Source organism: Salinicola avicenniae (assembly GCF_023736115.1).
Classification (GTDB): Bacteria; Pseudomonadota; Gammaproteobacteria; order Pseudomonadales; family Halomonadaceae; genus Salinicola; species Salinicola avicenniae.
In genome coordinates this window covers 67,957-83,624 of record NZ_JAKQZC010000004.1, presented here as the reverse complement: position 1 = coordinate 83,624, position 15,668 = coordinate 67,957, and the positions used below count along the sequence as shown (strand labels likewise).

At 65.0% G+C, this 15,668-nt stretch carries 16 protein-coding genes; 12 read left to right on the top strand and 4 right to left on the bottom strand.

Annotated elements, in window-relative coordinates; genetic code table 11:
• Positions 1–195 precede the first annotated feature (195 nt).
• The 7 genes from MC381_RS09760 to MC381_RS09730 all read left to right on the top strand — a co-directional run bounded on the left by MC381_RS09760 (position 196) and on the right by MC381_RS09730 (position 7,592).
• Positions 196–957, top strand: a complete 762-nt coding sequence (locus MC381_RS09760; protein ID WP_251977564.1) for an SDR family oxidoreductase — start codon at positions 196–198, stop codon at positions 955–957.
• 80 nt (positions 958–1,037) lie between these two features.
• Positions 1,038–1,280 (top strand): tautomerase family protein, encoded by a 243-nt coding sequence (locus MC381_RS09755; protein WP_251977563.1) that lies wholly within the window; start codon positions 1,038–1,040, stop codon positions 1,278–1,280.
• A gap of 110 nt (positions 1,281–1,390) precedes the next feature.
• Positions 1,391–1,744: a cyclophilin-like fold protein gene (locus tag MC381_RS09750; protein ID WP_251977562.1), complete on the top strand. Its 354-nt coding sequence runs from the start codon at positions 1,391–1,393 to the stop codon at positions 1,742–1,744.
• A 335-nt stretch (positions 1,745–2,079) separates the two neighbouring features.
• Positions 2,080–2,547 (top strand): (2Fe-2S)-binding protein, encoded by a 468-nt coding sequence (locus tag MC381_RS09745; RefSeq protein ID WP_251977561.1) that lies wholly within the window; start codon positions 2,080–2,082, stop codon positions 2,545–2,547.
• On the top strand, positions 2,537–4,780 hold the full coding sequence (locus tag MC381_RS09740) for a xanthine dehydrogenase family protein molybdopterin-binding subunit (RefSeq protein ID WP_251977560.1): 2,244 nt from the start codon (positions 2,537–2,539) through the stop codon (positions 4,778–4,780). The genes MC381_RS09745 and MC381_RS09740 overlap by 11 nt, the downstream gene beginning before the upstream one ends.
• 24 nt (positions 4,781–4,804) lie before the next feature.
• Positions 4,805–6,124, top strand: coding sequence for a cytochrome c (locus MC381_RS09735; RefSeq protein WP_251977559.1), 1,320 nt, complete (start codon positions 4,805–4,807; stop codon positions 6,122–6,124).
• A 280-nt stretch (positions 6,125–6,404) separates the two neighbouring features.
• Positions 6,405–7,592, top strand: coding sequence for an MFS transporter (locus MC381_RS09730; protein ID WP_251977558.1), 1,188 nt, complete (start codon positions 6,405–6,407; stop codon positions 7,590–7,592).
• Positions 7,593–7,725: 133 nt separating this feature from the next.
• Here MC381_RS09730 and MC381_RS09725 read toward each other — a convergent pair whose 3' ends face one another.
• Together MC381_RS09725 and MC381_RS09720 are read right to left on the bottom strand one after the other, a co-directional pair.
• Complete coding sequence (locus tag MC381_RS09725; RefSeq protein ID WP_251977557.1) at positions 7,726–8,493, bottom strand: glucose 1-dehydrogenase; 768 nt, start codon at positions 8,491–8,493, stop codon at positions 7,726–7,728.
• Between the two features lie 103 nt (positions 8,494–8,596).
• Entirely contained in the window at positions 8,597–9,541 is a 945-nt protein-coding gene (locus MC381_RS09720; RefSeq protein WP_251977556.1) for an alpha/beta hydrolase, read from the bottom strand.
• A 42-nt stretch (positions 9,542–9,583) separates the two neighbouring features.
• On the opposite strand from MC381_RS09720, the gene MC381_RS09715 reads away from it, so the two are divergent.
• Together MC381_RS09715 and MC381_RS09710 are read left to right on the top strand one after the other, a co-directional pair.
• Positions 9,584–9,820, top strand: coding sequence for a hypothetical protein (locus tag MC381_RS09715; RefSeq protein WP_251977555.1), 237 nt, complete (start codon positions 9,584–9,586; stop codon positions 9,818–9,820).
• On the top strand, positions 9,798–10,697 hold the full coding sequence (locus MC381_RS09710; RefSeq protein WP_251977554.1) for a LysR family transcriptional regulator: 900 nt from the start codon (positions 9,798–9,800) through the stop codon (positions 10,695–10,697). Before MC381_RS09715 ends, MC381_RS09710 begins: the two co-directional genes overlap by 23 nt.
• A gap of 62 nt (positions 10,698–10,759) precedes the next feature.
• Here MC381_RS09710 and MC381_RS09705 read toward each other — a convergent pair whose 3' ends face one another.
• Entirely contained in the window at positions 10,760–11,365 is a 606-nt protein-coding gene (locus MC381_RS09705; protein ID WP_251977553.1) for an isochorismatase family protein, read from the bottom strand.
• 18 nt (positions 11,366–11,383) lie between these two features.
• Positions 11,384–12,481: an aldo/keto reductase gene (locus tag MC381_RS09700; RefSeq protein ID WP_251977552.1), complete on the bottom strand. Its 1,098-nt coding sequence runs from the start codon at positions 12,479–12,481 to the stop codon at positions 11,384–11,386.
• A 287-nt stretch (positions 12,482–12,768) separates the two neighbouring features.
• Between MC381_RS09700 and MC381_RS09695 the strand changes: the two genes are divergently transcribed.
• The 3 genes from MC381_RS09695 to MC381_RS09685 all read left to right on the top strand — a co-directional run bounded on the left by MC381_RS09695 (position 12,769) and on the right by MC381_RS09685 (position 15,626).
• Positions 12,769–12,972, top strand: a complete 204-nt coding sequence (locus MC381_RS09695) for a hypothetical protein (RefSeq protein ID WP_251977551.1) — start codon at positions 12,769–12,771, stop codon at positions 12,970–12,972.
• Positions 12,973–13,124: 152 nt separating this feature from the next.
• Positions 13,125–14,318: an MFS transporter gene (locus MC381_RS09690; protein ID WP_251977550.1), complete on the top strand. Its 1,194-nt coding sequence runs from the start codon at positions 13,125–13,127 to the stop codon at positions 14,316–14,318.
• 114 nt (positions 14,319–14,432) lie between these two features.
• Positions 14,433–15,626 (top strand): MFS transporter, encoded by a 1,194-nt coding sequence (locus tag MC381_RS09685; RefSeq protein WP_251977549.1) that lies wholly within the window; start codon positions 14,433–14,435, stop codon positions 15,624–15,626.
• Positions 15,627–15,668: the final 42 nt, after the last annotated feature.

The window sequence follows — 15,668 nt, the reverse complement described above, 5'->3', positions numbered from 1 at the left end:
CTCCTATCTCAGCCTCTCCTATCTCAGCCTCTCCTATCAGGAGGATAGCCGCTGATCGACCCTCTCGAGATTATCAGGGTGCCGGCACACTTATGAGGCGAGCTACTAAGTCCTAGCATCTACCGGGCATTCTCAAACGAAATCGCCGGGTCTAGCCTTGATGCCTGACATTCAGCTTCGAGCGAGACACAGCGTATGGATACCTATTTCTCCGACAAGGTCGCCCTGGTTACCGGTGCGGCGCTCGGCATGGGCTTCGCCACTGCCAAGGCGTTCGCCGAGGAGGGTGCCAAGGTCGTCCTCTCCGATATCAATCAGGAGGCGCTCGATAGCGCCGTGAAAACCCTCAAGGACGCCGGCCACGATGTCATGGGCGTACTGTGCGATGTCGGCAATGAAGAGCAGGTCAAGAACCTGGTCGAGCAGACCGTGGCGACCTACGGCCGTCTGGACGCCGCCTACAACAACGCCGGCGTGCAAAGCGAGGCCACCGAGACCGCCGACGCCACCAGCGAGGAGTTTGCACGGGTCAACGCGATCAATCTGTTCGGCGTGTGGTGCTGCATGAAGTACGAGCTGCTGCAGATGCGCAAGCAGGGCAGCGGCGCGATCGTCAACTGCTCCTCGCTCGGCGGCCTCGTGGGCCTGCCGGGACGCTCGATCTATCACGGCACCAAGCATGGCGTGGTCGGCATGACCAAGAGCACCGCACTGGAATACGCCTCGCAAGGCATCCGCGTCAACGCCGTCTGCCCGGGTACCATCGATACGCCGATGGTGTCGAAGATGGTCGACAGCGGCGACCTGCCGCTGGAAGACATCCTGCGCGAACAGCCGATCGGACGTCTCGGTCGCCCCGAGGAGATCGCCTCCGCCGTGGTGTGGCTGTGTGGCCCGGGCTCCACCTTCGTCATCGGCCACGCGTTGCCGGTCGACGGCGGTTTCACGGCGCACTGAAAACCGTGCATTGAAAGAGCAGGGAACGCGGGCCGTCATCCCCGTTCCCGCGTTGCCACTCGTGTTGGGAGATAACGTACATGCCCCATGTCACGCTCAAGCTGGCGACAGGACGCTCCGACGCCGTCAAGCAGCAGCTTGCCGACGCCTTCACGCAGGCGCTGGTCGAGCTGGCTGGCGCCGAACCGGCCCAGGTCTCGATCGCCATCGAGGATGTGGATATCGCCGACTGGCGACGTGAGGTCTACGAACCCGAGGTCGCCCCCGCGCTGGAAACGCTCCAGCGAAAGCCCGGATACCAGCCATCCGACCTGCCGGAATAATCTCGATGCACACCGCCTGGCGTCGTGTCGCCGGCATGACAATTCTGGCGCTACTGACCAGTGGCGCTACGCAAGCGGGCGATGCGCCTCACGCTCAAGGAATCCCTGTTATGAACATCGTTGTCGAAGTCGACGGCCAGGCATTGCCCGCGACACTGGATGACACCGCTGCCGGCCGCGCCTTTGCCGAGATGCTGCCGCTGACGCTTTCGCTCGGCGATTTCGGCGGCGGCGTCGAGAAGGTTGCCGACCTGCCCGGCCCCCTGCCGACGAATGACGCCCCCAGCGGCATGAAGCCGGTGGCCGGTGATATCACCTACTATTCGCCCTGGGGCAACCTGGCCATCTTTCGCAAGGGCTTCAGCCACGCCAGCGGACTCGTCAAACTGGGTCGCTTCACCTCCGGTTTCGATGCCATCGACCGCAGCGGCTCGATCACCGTCACCATCAAAGCGGCGGAGTGACGTAGCTGACGGCAAGGCCCGAGGTCTTGCCGTCACAGCGTCGCTGCTTTCTCACGATCCACCGTGTGGCCTAGTGAACTCGTCACTGGGTGACCGACGAAGTCGACAACCTTGCCGCGCCACATGAACGGTGCCTCGGCCACCATTGCCCACCTCGCGGCGCCATTCCGGCCAAACGCGACAGCCAATATCACGTATCGATCCCTTCCAGCTTCAAAAACAGAGCTTTAGGCACAAACCCAATAGACAGGAACCCCTGCACAACGTGCATCATTAACGAGATAACGAATTCGATTACCCGCCTGACACGGGGATCCTATCGAGGAACTGGCTAGATGATTACTTTCACCGTGAACGGGTCGTCGCACGCTTTCGACGGCGACCCCAACATGCCGCTGCTCTGGTATCTGCGCGACGAAGCGGACCTGACCGGCACCAAATTCGGCTGCGGCATCGCGATGTGCGGCGCCTGTACCGTCCACATCGACGGTCGCCCGGTGCGTTCGTGCCTGACACCGGTCGCCTCCGTCGACGGCCGTAGCGTCGAGACCATCGAAACCGCCGAAAACCATCCGATCGGCAAGCTCGTCCAGCAGGCCTGGGTCGAGGGCCAGGTGCCGCAGTGTGGCTACTGCCAATCGGGCCAGATCATGTCCGCGGTCGCGCTGTTGAAGACCAAACCGTCCCCGACCGACGACGATATCGACGCCGCGATGAGCGGCAACATCTGCCGCTGTGCCACCTACCCGCGCATTCGAGCAGCGATCCATTCCGCGGCGGAGAAACTGGCTTATGAAGCGTAATTCCACTCGCCACGAGCCCCATGACGGGTTTGTCGGCCTGTCACGCCGGCAGTTTCTCGGCGGCATGGGCGCGGCATTAACCCTCGCCGTGAGCTTGAAGAGCGGCATCGCCAACGCGGCTTCGCTGGCCAGCGAAGCCGCCGCCGACGCCTTCGCACCCAACGCCTTCATCCGCATCGACGAGGCCGGCAAGGTCACGGTCGTCTCGAGCTACCTCGAGATGGGTCAGGGCACCTTCACCGGGCTCGCGACATTGGCCGCCGAAGAACTCGACGTGCCCATGCGTGACGTCAGCGTGGTGGGCTCCCCGGCCGACCTGCGCTACGCCAACCCAATACTCGAGGCCGTCTTCGGTCGCCCCGTCCAGGGCACCGGGGGCAGCACCGCCATGGCCGGCGCCTGGAACCAGATGCGCGAGGCCGCCGCAACCGCTCGGCAGATGCTGGTCAACGCCGCCGCCCGACGCTGGCAGGTGGAACCCGCATCGCTCAGCGTCACCGATGGCGTAGTCGTGCACGAGGCCAGTGGCCAGCGCATCGCCTATCGCGATCTACTGGCAGATGCCGCCGAGCTGCCGGTCCCCGAGAATGTCCAGCTCAAGTCCCCGGACGACTTCCGCCTGATCGGCGCGGAGCAAGGCACACCGCGTGTCGACGTGCCGGCCAAGACCAATGGCAGCGCGATCTTCACCCAGGACAAGAAACTTCCCGGCATGCTGGTCGCCGTGATCGCTCACCCGCCGAAGCTGTGGGGCAAGGTCCAGTCCGTCGACAGCAGCCAGGCCGAGGCCATCCCCGGTGTCGTCGCCGTGGTCGAGGTGCCGGGTGACGACAAGATTCAGGGTGGCGTGGCGGTACTCGCCCACAACACCTGGGTCGCCCGCCAGGGGCGCGGTGCGCTGAAGATCACCTGGGACGACAGCCAGGCGCTGACGGTCGGTTCCGAAGCGATCCTGAGCGCGTTTCGCGACCTCGCCGAGCAACCGGGTATCGTCGCCGAAGCGCGCGGCACCCTGCTGGACGACGCCCCCGAGGGCGGCACGGTCATCGAAGCCGTCTACGAACAGCCCTACCTGGCGCACTCGGCCATGGAGCCGATGAACTGTCTGGTCGATTTACAGGGCGACCGTTGCGATATCTACAACGGCGAACAGTGGCACACCGGTGACCAGAGCGCAGCTGCCGAGATCCTCGGCTTCGAAACCGAGCAGGTCTCGATTCACCAGCTCTATGCCGGCGGCAGCTTCGGCCGTCGGGCCAATGCCCGTTCCGACTATGTCCGCGAGGCGGTGACGCTGGCCCGCACCGCGCGCGATCAAGGCATCGAGGCCCCGATCAAACTGGTCTGGATGCGCGAGGATGACATGCGCGCAACCCAATACCGGCCGCTGACGGTGCAGAAGTCGCGCATGGTGCTCGACGATGCCGGCAAGCTGCTCTCCTGGCACTGGCGCATCGTCGGTCAGAGTTTCATGGAGATGCCAGAAGGTGCGGTCGACGACAGCCTCGTCGAGGGGGCGAAAGAGATGGACTACGACGTGCCCAACCTGCGCGTCGAGCAGCACAATCCGACGACCTTCCCGGTACCGGTGGTCTGGCTGCGCTCGGTCGGCCACACCCACACCGCCTTCGTCGGCGAGACGCAGATCGACGAGGCCGCCCGCGCCACCGGCCAGGACCCTTACCAATTCCGCCGTTCGATGCTCGGCAACAACCCGCGCGCGCTGGCCGTGCTGGATCTCGTCGCGGAAAAGTCGAACTGGGATACGCCGCTCCCCGAGGGCGAAAACGGTGAACGTCGCCATCGAGGCATGGCCCTGCGCACCTCTTTCGGCACCGTGGTAGCCCATGTCGCCGAAGTCACCCTGCACACGGATGGCAGCTATGTCGTGGACCGTGTCGTCACGGCCATCGACTGCGGTGTCGCCATCAACCCTGACGTCATTCGTGCGCAGATGGAGGGCGGCTTCGGCTTTGGGCTCTCGTTCCTGCGTCAAGGCATCGTCTTCGAGGCAGGCAGCGTGGTGCAAAGCAATTTCAACGATTATCCGGTCATGCGCATGAATGCCACGCCGCAGTTCGACGTGCATATCGTGCCATCTTCCAACGCCCCTTCCGGCGTCGGAGAACCCGGTGTACCGCCGGCCGCCCCGGCGGTCGCCAACGCGCTCGCCGCCATGACCGGACACGCTTACCACAGCCTGCCGCTCGGCGGCAGCGTGGCCACGTCCTGACGCTCGCCTTCTGGAGAATCGTTGATGAAATTTCGTAAGTTGGCGGGCGGCGCGGTTGCCATCGTCGTGATCGTGGCCGTCGCCTTTGTCGCCTATCGTCTGCTCAAGCCCGAAGGGCCGGAACCGACGCCGCCGATCGCCGGCGCCGCTCAGGACCTGCCGGACGACATGTCGCGGGGCGAGTACCTGACCAAAGCGGCCGACTGTGCCGCCTGTCATACCGAGAAAGGCGGTACGCCGTTCGCCGGCGGGCGACCGTTCCAGCTGCCTTTCGGGACGATCTACGCGACCAACCTGACCCCGGATGAGGAGACCGGCATCGGCAAATGGAGTGACGAGGCCTTCGTCGCGGCAGTCCGCGAGGGCGTGGGCTCGGAGGGTCACCTCTACCCGGCTATGCCCTATACCTCGTACACCGGCATGAGCCGCGACGACATTCTCGCCATCAAGGCCTATCTCGAATCGCTGCCGCCGGTCAACCAGCCGACGCCGGAAAACTCGCTCTCGTTCCCCTTCAATCAGCGCTGGGGCATGGCGTTCTGGAATCTCGCCTTCTTCGACGAAACGCGTTTCACACCGGATTCGGACCAGAGCGACGCGTGGAATCGAGGTGCTTATCTGGCCGGGCCGCTGGGTCACTGCGGCGAGTGCCACACGCCGCGTAACATCGGCTTTGCCATGCAGTCGCACGACTATCTCGCCGGTACCGAGGTACAGGGCTGGAAGGCCTACAACACCACGTCCGACTCGCTCTACGGCATCGGCTCGTGGAGCGACGATCAGCTCAGAGGCTATCTGTCGCGCGGCCACGCCCCGGGACGTAGCTCGGCCTCCGGCCCGATGGCGGAAGTTGTCGAATACAGCCTCCAGCACCTGACCGACGGCGATATCGATGCGCTGATCGCTTACCTGCGCAGCGTCGAGCCCGAGCAGGGCGACCGCAACGTCACGGTCAACGTGACGCCGGCCGCCGTCGAGGCCTCCAACGCCGTGCTGCCGGGCGACGATGCGCCGGTCGAGGACCCGCACGGCCGACGCCTGTTCGAGGGCGACTGCGCCGGCTGCCACCAGTGGAACGGCATCGGTCGCCAGACCGAGTACGCGTCGCTCGGCGGCAGCAGCAGCGTCAACGATCCGACCGGTACGGCACTGATCCAGGTGCTGCTGCGCGGCACCAGCATCGAGATCGATGGTGTGACGCAGCGCATGCCCGGCTTCGGTGGCGTCTATTCGGATACCGACATCGCGGCCGTTGCCAACTACGTGCTGGCCCACTTCGGTGACAAGGAAGGCACGGTAACCGCCGATGAGGTCGCCGAGCGACGAGCCGGACCCGCGCATTAAACCGCCAGGGTCCGAACGCCTTCGCGTTCACCGCTGACAGGATCGCGCCGAGGCTTTTGCCCGGCGCGATTTTTTTAGGCAGTCGCCTGCACCGTCGCCGCCAATTCACGCGTCAGCCGGCCTCCCATTCATGAACTGAACCGATAAATGCTATCGCCCTGGCGACGCCGTCAACCGCGGTCGCGGCCGCTACAATAGCGTCACCTCCATAGCGTCACCTCTGTCGACGACCGCCGTCAGCCGTACGCCTCAGCGCGTCGGCAATCCAACTGGACACTTCATGCAACGATACGATACCCGCGGCATGACGCCGGCGATGACGCTGCTGTTCGCCGTGACCGGCGGCTTTGCCGTCGGCAATCTCTACTGGGCGCAGCCGCTGCTCGACAACATCGCCGACACGCTGGGATTCTCTTACTCGGCCGCCGGCCTGCTGATCACCGTCACCCAGCTCGGCTACGCGACCGGAATACTGCTGCTGGTGCCGCTCGGCGACACGCTCGACCGGCGCAAGCTGATTCCCCTGGTGCTGACGGCGGCAGCGGTCTCGCTGCTCGCCAGTGCGTTAGCGCCGAGCTATGGCGTTCTGCTGGCGGCCTTCGCTGCCGTCGGTCTGACCACCGTCTCCGGACAGATTCTGATCCCGCTCGCGGGCGATCTCGCCGACGAAGCGCAGCGCGGCAAGGTGGTCGGTTCGATCGTCTCGGGCCTGTTGACCGGCATTCTGCTCTCGCGCACGGTCAGCGGCCTGCTCGCCGATGCCTTCGGCTGGCGTTCGATCTACTTCCTCGCAGCCGCCGTGACGTTTGGCCTGGCGCTGCTGCTGGCACGCCGCCTGCCCGCCGACCTGCCGCGCGAGCGTCTGGGGTACGGCAGATTGCTGCTCTCCGTGGCAGGTCCCGTTCGCCGCTATCGCGCCGTCCGCGCCATCCTGGCCATCGGCGCCTGTGCCTTCGGGGTCTTCACCATGTTCTGGACCGGACTGACCTTCCTGCTCAGCGCCGCGCCCTTCGATTACTCGGTGACCCAGATCGGCCTGGTCGGTCTGGTCGGCCTCGCGGGCGCCCTCGCCGCACGCAAAGCGGGCAAGTTACACGACCGAGGGCTCACCTACCCGGCGACCGGCGCGGCGCTACTGCTCGCACTGGCCTCCCTGGCACTCGCCGCGCTCGGCCAGCATCGGATCATCTGGATTCTGCTCGCGGTGCTCTTGATCGATATCGCGATCCAGAGTCTCAACGTACTCAACCAGACCCGACTGCTGTCGATCGAACCGGCTTCGCGCAGTCGGCTCAACACCGCTTTCGTCTTCTGCAACTTCGTTGGCGGCGCGCTGGGGTCGCTGCTTGCCGGCGTGCTGTGGTCGATCGGCGGCTGGTCGCTGCTGATGCTCGTCCAGGGCGCGATCATCCTGATCGCCGCCGCTGTCTGGGCGCTCTGTCGTCGTCACCTCTCCAGCACCGGCTGAGCCCACGCATCGCCCCTGGCGCAGGGCAAGGGAGCCGGCGAGTCCCCCGCCAATACGACAAGGCCGCGACGGGCGAGAAACCCGTCGCGGCCTTGCGTTGTCGACCGACGCGCGCGGCACCGGTCCATGGCGATCAGTTGGCGGTAAAGCAGCCATCCACGGCCAGAGACGTGCCAGTGACAAAGCTGGCCGCATCGCTGCACAGCCACAGCACCGCCTGGGCGACCTCATCGGTCGTGCCAAGGCGTCCGATCGCCTGCAGTTTCATGAACTCGTCCATGGCCTCCTTTTGCTCCTCGAGCATCTTGGCCACCATCGGCGTGCCGATCGCCCCGGGGCAGACCGCGTTGATCCGAATGCCCTGGGCGGCATAGTCCATGGCTGCGGTTTTGGTCAGGCCGATCACCCCATGCTTGGAGCCGTAGTAGGCGCCCAGCGCCTTGCCACCGACGAGACCACCGACCGAGGAGCAGTTGACGATCGCGCCGCTGCCCTGCTTGCGCATCTGCGCCAGCTCATGGCGCATGCAGGACCAGACGCCGCGCAGGTTGATACCCATCACCCGCTCGTAGTCGTCGAGCGACTGATCTGCCATCTCCGCGGGGACCGGCTGTACGCCGGCGTTGTTGTACGCCATATCGAGCTTGCCGAAGGTCGCGACGGCCTTCTCGATCATCGCCGACACCTGGGCATCGTCGGAGACATCGCAGACCACCGGCAGTACCTGATGGCCGGCCGCCTTGAGTTCCTCGGCCAGCGCGTTGAGGGCAGACTCATCGACATCGCCCATCACCACCGACGCACCGGCCTTGGCGAACGCCCGTGTCGCGGCCAGCCCCATGCCGGCGCTGGCGCCGGTAACCAGAGCGACCTGACCACTGAAATCGTAGCTGACATTCATCTCGCAACTCCTTCCACAGAAAAACGTTACATCACAGAGGACAGCGTGAACGACGACGGGGCGTCCACTCGGGGCGCCCCGTCGTCGTATGGGCCAGCGGCCCTTATTCGAACGCGTCGCCGAAGAAGCGCTCGAGCTTGTCGAAGGGAATCAGGTCGGTCTTGTCGTAGAGATCGACGTGATTGGCGCCGGGCACGATATAAAGTTCTTTCGGGTCCGCGGCGGCCTCATGGATGTCCTCACTGAAGTAGCGCGAATGCGCGTGCTCGCCGATCACCAGCAGGATCGGTCGCGGCGAGATCCAGGTGAGCTTGTCGAGCACCGGGAAATTCATGAACGCCATCGACGAACTCAGGGTGAACTGCGTCGTGGAGTTGGGATGATAGCCACGCGGGCGCGAGTAGAACTCGCCGAACTCGCAGCCGATCGCCGGCGTCTCTTCGTCGATCTGCAGCGGGGAGCCGCGCGGCGAATACTTGGGACGCCCGCTGACGAAATCTTCCCAGCGCTGCTCGGCCATCATCGCCAGATTGGAATTGCGCGTCTCTTCGTCGAGACTGCCGGCGAAGCCCTCGGCGTGCATGCGCGAGATGTCATACATACTGACGGTCGCCACCGCCTTGATGCGCGGATCGACCTGCGCGGCACTCAGCCCGAAGCCGCCGGAGCCGCAGATGCCGATGACGCCAATCCGGTTGCGATCAATACCCGGGCGCGTACCGATGAAATCGACCCCGGCATGGAAATCCTCGACGAACAGTTCCGGCGAGGAGACACGACGCGGGTGCCCTTCGGAATCACCGTTGTAGGACGGATCGAAGGTGAGCGCGACGAAACCGCGCTGCGCCAGTTCGTTGGCGTAGATGCCCGGCCCCTGCTCCTTCACGCCGCCATAGGGGGCGCCGATGATCAGCGCGGGGTAGGATTTCGATTCATCGAAATCGGCCGGCCGGTAGAGATCGCCCGCCAGCTTGATGCCGAAGCGGTTCTCGTAACTGACCGGCTGACGCGTCACCTTGTCACTCAGTGTGAAAATATAGTCGTCCATCATTGACCTCCTCGGTCGTGTCGCAAGCGATACGTTGCAACCGTGAAACCACGCCACCGGCGGCATCAAGGCGAGCGGCTGGCCGCCGCGCTGTCGTCATTTCGCGCCGCCGCCCTGCCGTCGCGCCCGGTCGGCGACTTGGCGATTCGTGTATCGACCAAGGTAGCAGAGGTCGATTGCCTGTTTTATATACAAAATATTGAACTCAGTATGAAGCTAAGCTTCAATATTGGCGTGTCGACCAACAGGGCGCGTCATGACCAAAAACAGCCTGGATGACCTGAGCGTCTTCGTCGCCGTGGGCCGCGAGGGCAATTTCACCCGCGCCGCCGCGCACCTCGGCGTCTCGCCCTCCGCGGTCAGCCAGACCATTCGCGGCCTGGAAGAGCGACTCGGCGTGCGCCTGCTGACGCGCACGACCCGCAGCGTCACGCGGACGGAAGCCGGGGAGAAGCTGCTGCGCGAGATCGCCCCACTACTCGACGAAATAGATACCTGCCTGGATGCGGCTTCAGAGTGGCGCGAACGTCCGGCAGGCACCGTGCGCATCAACGCGGACGAATATGCTGCGCGCTACGTGCTGTGGCCACGACTGCGGCCGCTGCTGGCGCGCTATCCGGATATCACGCTGGAGCTGACCACGGACTACGGCCTCACCGACATCGTCGCGGAACGCTTCGACGCCGGCGTCCGTCTGGGCGGCACCATCGATGCCGACATGATCGCGATACCGCTGGGCGAGCGCATGCGCATGGTCACCGTCGCCACGCCGGACTATCTGGCACGCCACGAGGCGCCGACCACCCCGGAGCAGCTGACCAAACATCGTTGCATCAACCTGCGCCTGCCGACCCATGGCGGGCTCTACGCCTGGGAATTCGGCAGCGGCGAGCGCGAGTTTCGCGTGCGCGTCGGCGGACCGCTGATCATGAACAGCGTGCTGCAGATTCTCGATGCCTGCCTGAGCGGCGCCGGCGTGGCGCAGCTCCCCAACGGTCTGGTCGATGCCGCCCTCGCCAACGGTGAGCTGGTCGAGCTGCTGCCCGACTGGTCGGAGCCGTTTCCGGGCTATCACCTCTATTACCCGAGTCGGCGCCAGCAGACCGCGGCCTTCCGTGTGGTTCTCGATACCCTGCGGCAACCTTCCTCGTGCTGAACCGGGGCGGCAACAAACCGCGTATCTCACCGCACCATGGGAGCGGGTTCATCGTTGCCGACTTACTCGTGTGGTAACGACAGCATCACCTCGAGCACATCGGTACCGGGGGCACGATCGAAGTCGGGCGCCAGGCGAGCGGCCAGGCTGGCCACCGAAGCAGGCATGGCGCCGACGGCATCCATCTGACGGAAGACAGCCTGTTCGGTACGCGCCGATAGCGCCCCGATCGCATCCACCGCGTAGAAGACGGTATACCCCTCGGCGACGGCATCCAGCACCGTCTGCAGCACGACCACCTCGGCCGCGAAACCGGCCACGATCAGCACCGGCCGATGGGCCGCGGCCAGCGCCTGACGCGTCGAGGCATCCATCAGCGCGCCGGCCGTGACGCGCGGATAGGTATTCTCTTCGTTCGCGTAGGGAGCCAGCGGCGCGATGATGGTCGGATCCATACCCGCCTGCGCGGCCACGCTGTGGCACATCGGCAGGCCGAGAAGATCGGCTATCTTGGCCAGACCGGCCGCCGTCTCGGCCATCGATGTCGGGGCGACGGTGCGGCTGTTCTCGGGCAATTTTCCCTGCAGGTCGGCGAACAGCACCTGGACCTGCCCCGGGTCGAGTCGAGCGGCCCCCTGGGGACCGCCGGTTGCTCTGTCATGACGCATGAACGTGCCTCGTCTCGATCAGTTGGGCTTGCCGCTGAGCGGTGCATCGGAACCGCCACCCACGACCCGGCCGACCGCATGTTCCGCCTTGTCGACGAAACGCGTGCGCATGGCATCGCCGAAATCGCCATAGGGGTAGCAGTTTTCCGGCACCGGGCGACTCAGCGCTTCCAGCCGCTCGGTGATCTCGTCGCCAAGCGTCAGCTCGACCGCGCCGAGGTTGTCCTCGAGGTGCTCGAGTGTGCGCGCGCCGCAGATCGGTGCCGTCACGCCCGGTCGATCCATCAACCATTTCAGCGCGACCTGAGACGGCGTGGCATCGAGTTCGCGCGCTGCCTCGCACACCGCGTCGATCACGCGCCAGGCACGATCCGTACTGACAAATTCGGCGCTGGACCACTGGTGCAGCGGGTTGTCGGAGCCCGCGCGGGTGTTGGCGGGCGCGGTGCCATTGCGTTCGTACTTGCCGGTCAGCATGCCGCCGGCCAGCGGCGACCAGGGCAGCAGCCCGAGACCGTTATGCATCGATGCCGGCACGATCTCCCACTCGATCTCGCGCGAGAGCAGGTTGTACTGCGGCTGATGCGATACCGGCACGGTCAGCCCCATCGCTTGCGCGGTGGAGACCATGCGCTGAATCTCCCAGCCGTTGAAGTTGGACAGGCCCACGTAATGGATCTTGCCGGCGCGGACGGCGTCGTCCAGGAACGCCAGCGTTTCCTCCATCGAGGTCAACGGGTCGGTACCGTGGAGCTGATAGAGATCGACGGTGTCGACCTGCAGACGCTCGAGCGACGCGTTCAGCGCACGATGCAGGTGGCGACGCGAGAGCCCCTGGGCATTGACCTCTTCACCGGTCGGATAGCGCCCCTTGGTCGCCAGCACGACGCGATCGGTCACTTCACGCGGGCGGCTGGCCAGCCAGCGACCGACGACGGCTTCCGCTTCGCCACCGACATAGACGTCGGAGGTGTCGAGGAACGTACCGCCCTTCGCGATGAAGGTGTCGAGAATCTTGAATGCATCGGCTTCAGGCGTTTCGTTGCCGAAGTACATGGTGCCGAGCGCGAGTTGGGAGACGGCCATTCCGGAGTGGCCAAGCAAACGATAATCCATATCGGGGCTCCTGTTGCAATCGGTTTGAAACGCGCGACTCCTAGAGCCGCGATACCGTCCCCAATACTGTAGAAGTCATCCCGAGGCGGGGTTAGTCGACCATGCCGCAAGCACTCATGAGGTTATCTCACTAATCGACCGGTATTTTCGGTATGCTCACGGCCACCTCCAGGTCACTGGCGGTCAGCGTCCGCGTCAGGCGCTGTTGCGTCGCGCGGAGGCGTTGCGTCGTAGCTGACGCAAGTGGATCTCGCGCATGACGAGAGGCATCAGAAACGGTCAGGATCATGGTCTTCTCCCGCGAGGGGCTACCGATTGGCCAGACCCTGCTACCGAGCCGCGATGACGAACGCTTTCTGCACGTCACCAGCATGGCGATCCGTCCGGGTACCGACGAACTCACGATCGTCGCCACCAACGGCGAGCGCGAGCCCGGTGACGCGGCGCTGTTCCAGGCACACGCTTTCGGGCATGCCCTGACCGGCGACTGAGCAGAAAGCCGTCTCCCATCGCTCGCGTTACGCGATGGGGGATTCTCCGCTCCGGCCTCGACGCCGGGGCATCTCCTGAATGACACCCTGCCAGACCGATGCGTGGCAACGCTCGTCGGCAAGGTCGTTTTGAGTCCGAAGAAGTGGAAAACATGCGCCCCGGCGAAACAAGCGATACCCCTAACGAGTTCTCCGAGGTCACGCACTGGAACGCCGTGTTCGCGTTTGCGTTCAGCGTTGCGGTGGTGGTGATCACGGAGCTTCTACCCATGAGCCTGCTCTCACCCATGGCGGAGGATCTCGCCATCAGCGAGGGCATGGCCGGTCAGTCGATGACCGCGACGGCGCTGGTCGCCGTGTTGTCGAGCCTGTTGATCGCCCGTGTCACGAAAGGCCTCGACAGGCGCCATGTCGTGCTGGCCTTCTCGCTGATCCTGACGCTATCGAACGTGCTGGTCGTGATCGCCGGGGATTTCCTGCTGCTGACGATCGGTCGTCTGCTGCTCGGGGTCGCTTTGGGCGGGCTCTGGGCGATGGCACCTTCGCTCACCCTGCGCCTGGCAGCACCATCGAAGGTGCCGCGCGCCCTGTCGATCGTCTTTGGTGGACTATCGGTGGCACTGGTGCTGGCGGCCCCGCTGGGCAGCTATCTCGGTCATCTCATCGGCTGGCGCGGCGTCTTTGCCGGCGCGGCGGTGCTCGGCGGTCTCTGTGCAGTCTGGCAGTGGCTGAGTCTGCCGCGCATGCCCGCGGCTCGCGCCAACACGCTCGCCGATCTGTGGCAGGTAGCCAGGCACCCCACGATGCGGGTCGGCATCGTGGCACAGTTCTGCGTCTTTGCCGGCCAGTTCTCGTTTTTCAGCTACATGCGACCTTTCTACGAGAGCTGGGTCGGGTTCGAGGGGGCTCGTCTGTCAATGGTCTTCCTGGCGTTCGGCGTGGCCAACGTCATCGGCACCTCACTGTCGTCGCGCTTCATTGAGGCCAACCTCAAGCGCACGCTGGTGATCGCGCCGCTGATCATCAGCGGCTGCGGCGTGGCGCTCGCACTGGAGAGCTCTCACGTCGGGCTGGTACTGCCGCTCACACTGGTCTGGGGTTTCGTGTTCGGCACCATCCCCGTGGGCTGGTCGACCTGGGTCACGCGACATTTCCCCAACGATCCAGAGAATGCCGGCGGCCTGCAGGTTGCCACCATCCAGTTCGCCAACATGACGGGCGCTGCCATCGGTGGCTACCTGCTGACGGTCGGCAATGCCACCACGCCGGTGCTGACGGCGGGCATTCTGATGCTGGTGACGGCACTGATCGTGGCGACGACAATCCGGTCCGATTCGCGGGCGTGAACGCCAGTGGCACGCGCCCGCCGATAAACCGGCAAGGCCGCCACAGGATCAAGCAAGTTAGCCCGCAAACGATCGCGTAACATGGACAGTTCCACCACCGCAAGGAGCGCCCTCATGCGCATGTCGAGTGAAACGGCCAGCCAGTCCGCGTCCGCCGAAGGCTCGGCGTGGTGGGCCATTCTGGCGATGATGCTGGGCGTGGCCTCGCTGATTGCCGCCGAGCTGCTGCCGGTCAGCATGCTGACGCAGATCGCCCGTGAGCTTTCCATTTCCACCGGTCTGGCCGGCCAGATGATCTCGATCACGGCGTTGACGGCGATGATCACCGGCCTGGTGCTGCCCGCGCGAATCAAGGGCGTCGACCGGCGCTACCTGATTCTCGCCTTCAGCGCGCTGCTGGTGGTCTCCTGTCTGGTCACCGCGGCGGCCCCCTCCTTCCTCATTCTGCTCGCGGCGCGGATCATTCTCGGCGTCGCCATCGGCGGTTTCTGGGCCATCCTGACGGCGGTAACCATGCAGCTGGTACCTGCCCATCGAGTCGCTTCGGCCTTCTCGATCATCTTCTCCGGCGTCTCCCTGGCACTAGTCGTGGCCGCGCCGCTGGGCAGCTACCTGGGTGGTCTGTTCGGCTGGAGGGTGGTGTTTCTCGGCGTGGCGGCCATTGCCTGCGTGGTATTGGCGCTGCAGTGGTTCACCATCCCCTCGGTACATCGTGAAGCGGAACAGCACGGCGACGGCATGGGCCGCCTCCTCTCCCGCCCCGGCGTGACGCTGGCGTTTCTCGCCATGCTGCTCAGCTTCATGGGCAACCAGATGGTCTACATCTATCTACGCCCCTATATGGAGAGCTTCCTCGGCTTCGGTATCGAGCAGATCTCGCTCTCCTGGGTCCTGTTCGGCATCGCCAGCTTCCTCGGCGCCACCTTCACCGGGGTGCTGGCCGAACGGATGCTCAAGCAGATCTTGATCGGTATTCCCGTGACCATGGTGGTGGTCAGCGGCCTGCTGCTGGCCGGTCCCCGACTCGCGTGGCTGGTCTTTTCGCTGATCGCCTGCTGGGGCTTCTTCGGCGCCGTGCTGCCGATCATCTGGTCGACCTGGATCACCCGCGCCCTGCCCGACAACGCCGACAGTGCCGGCGGCCTCTACGCCGCCGCGCTGCAGGTCGCCGCCATGCTCGGCGCACTGGTCAGCGGCGCGCTGATCGACCACTCAGGCATCGCCAGCAACCTCGAGGTCACCGGCGCGGTGATGGTCGCCACGGTGCTGATGACCCTGGTCTCGCTACGCCGGCGGCGGATTGACTGAGTAGAGCGGCGGCCGATCGACCGAGAGACAGCTCGGTTCCTG

Bases quoted from the DNA above. Each gene is read 5' to 3' on its own strand.
- MC381_RS09760 (WP_251977564.1), top strand. From the start codon at position 196: ATGGATACCTATTTCTCCGACAAGGTCGCCCTGGTTACCGGTGCGGCG.
- MC381_RS09755 (WP_251977563.1), top strand. From the start codon at position 1,038: ATGCCCCATGTCACGCTCAAGCTGGCGACAGGACGCTCCGACGCCGTC.
- MC381_RS09750 (WP_251977562.1), top strand. From the start codon at position 1,391: ATGAACATCGTTGTCGAAGTCGACGGCCAGGCATTGCCCGCGACACTG.
- MC381_RS09745 (WP_251977561.1), top strand. From the start codon at position 2,080: ATGATTACTTTCACCGTGAACGGGTCGTCGCACGCTTTCGACGGCGAC.
- MC381_RS09740 (WP_251977560.1), top strand. From the start codon at position 2,537: ATGAAGCGTAATTCCACTCGCCACGAGCCCCATGACGGGTTTGTCGGC.
- MC381_RS09735 (WP_251977559.1), top strand. From the start codon at position 4,805: ATGAAATTTCGTAAGTTGGCGGGCGGCGCGGTTGCCATCGTCGTGATC.
- MC381_RS09730 (WP_251977558.1), top strand. From the start codon at position 6,405: ATGCAACGATACGATACCCGCGGCATGACGCCGGCGATGACGCTGCTG.
- MC381_RS09725 (WP_251977557.1), bottom strand. From the start codon at position 8,493: ATGAATGTCAGCTACGATTTCAGTGGTCAGGTCGCTCTGGTTACCGGC.
- MC381_RS09720 (WP_251977556.1), bottom strand. From the start codon at position 9,541: ATGGACGACTATATTTTCACACTGAGTGACAAGGTGACGCGTCAGCCG.
- MC381_RS09710 (WP_251977554.1), top strand. From the start codon at position 9,798: ATGACCAAAAACAGCCTGGATGACCTGAGCGTCTTCGTCGCCGTGGGC.
- MC381_RS09705 (WP_251977553.1), bottom strand. From the start codon at position 11,365: ATGCGTCATGACAGAGCAACCGGCGGTCCCCAGGGGGCCGCTCGACTC.
- MC381_RS09700 (WP_251977552.1), bottom strand. From the start codon at position 12,481: ATGGATTATCGTTTGCTTGGCCACTCCGGAATGGCCGTCTCCCAACTC.
- MC381_RS09695 (WP_251977551.1), top strand. From the start codon at position 12,769: ATGGTCTTCTCCCGCGAGGGGCTACCGATTGGCCAGACCCTGCTACCG.
- MC381_RS09690 (WP_251977550.1), top strand. From the start codon at position 13,125: ATGCGCCCCGGCGAAACAAGCGATACCCCTAACGAGTTCTCCGAGGTC.
- MC381_RS09685 (WP_251977549.1), top strand. From the start codon at position 14,433: ATGCGCATGTCGAGTGAAACGGCCAGCCAGTCCGCGTCCGCCGAAGGC.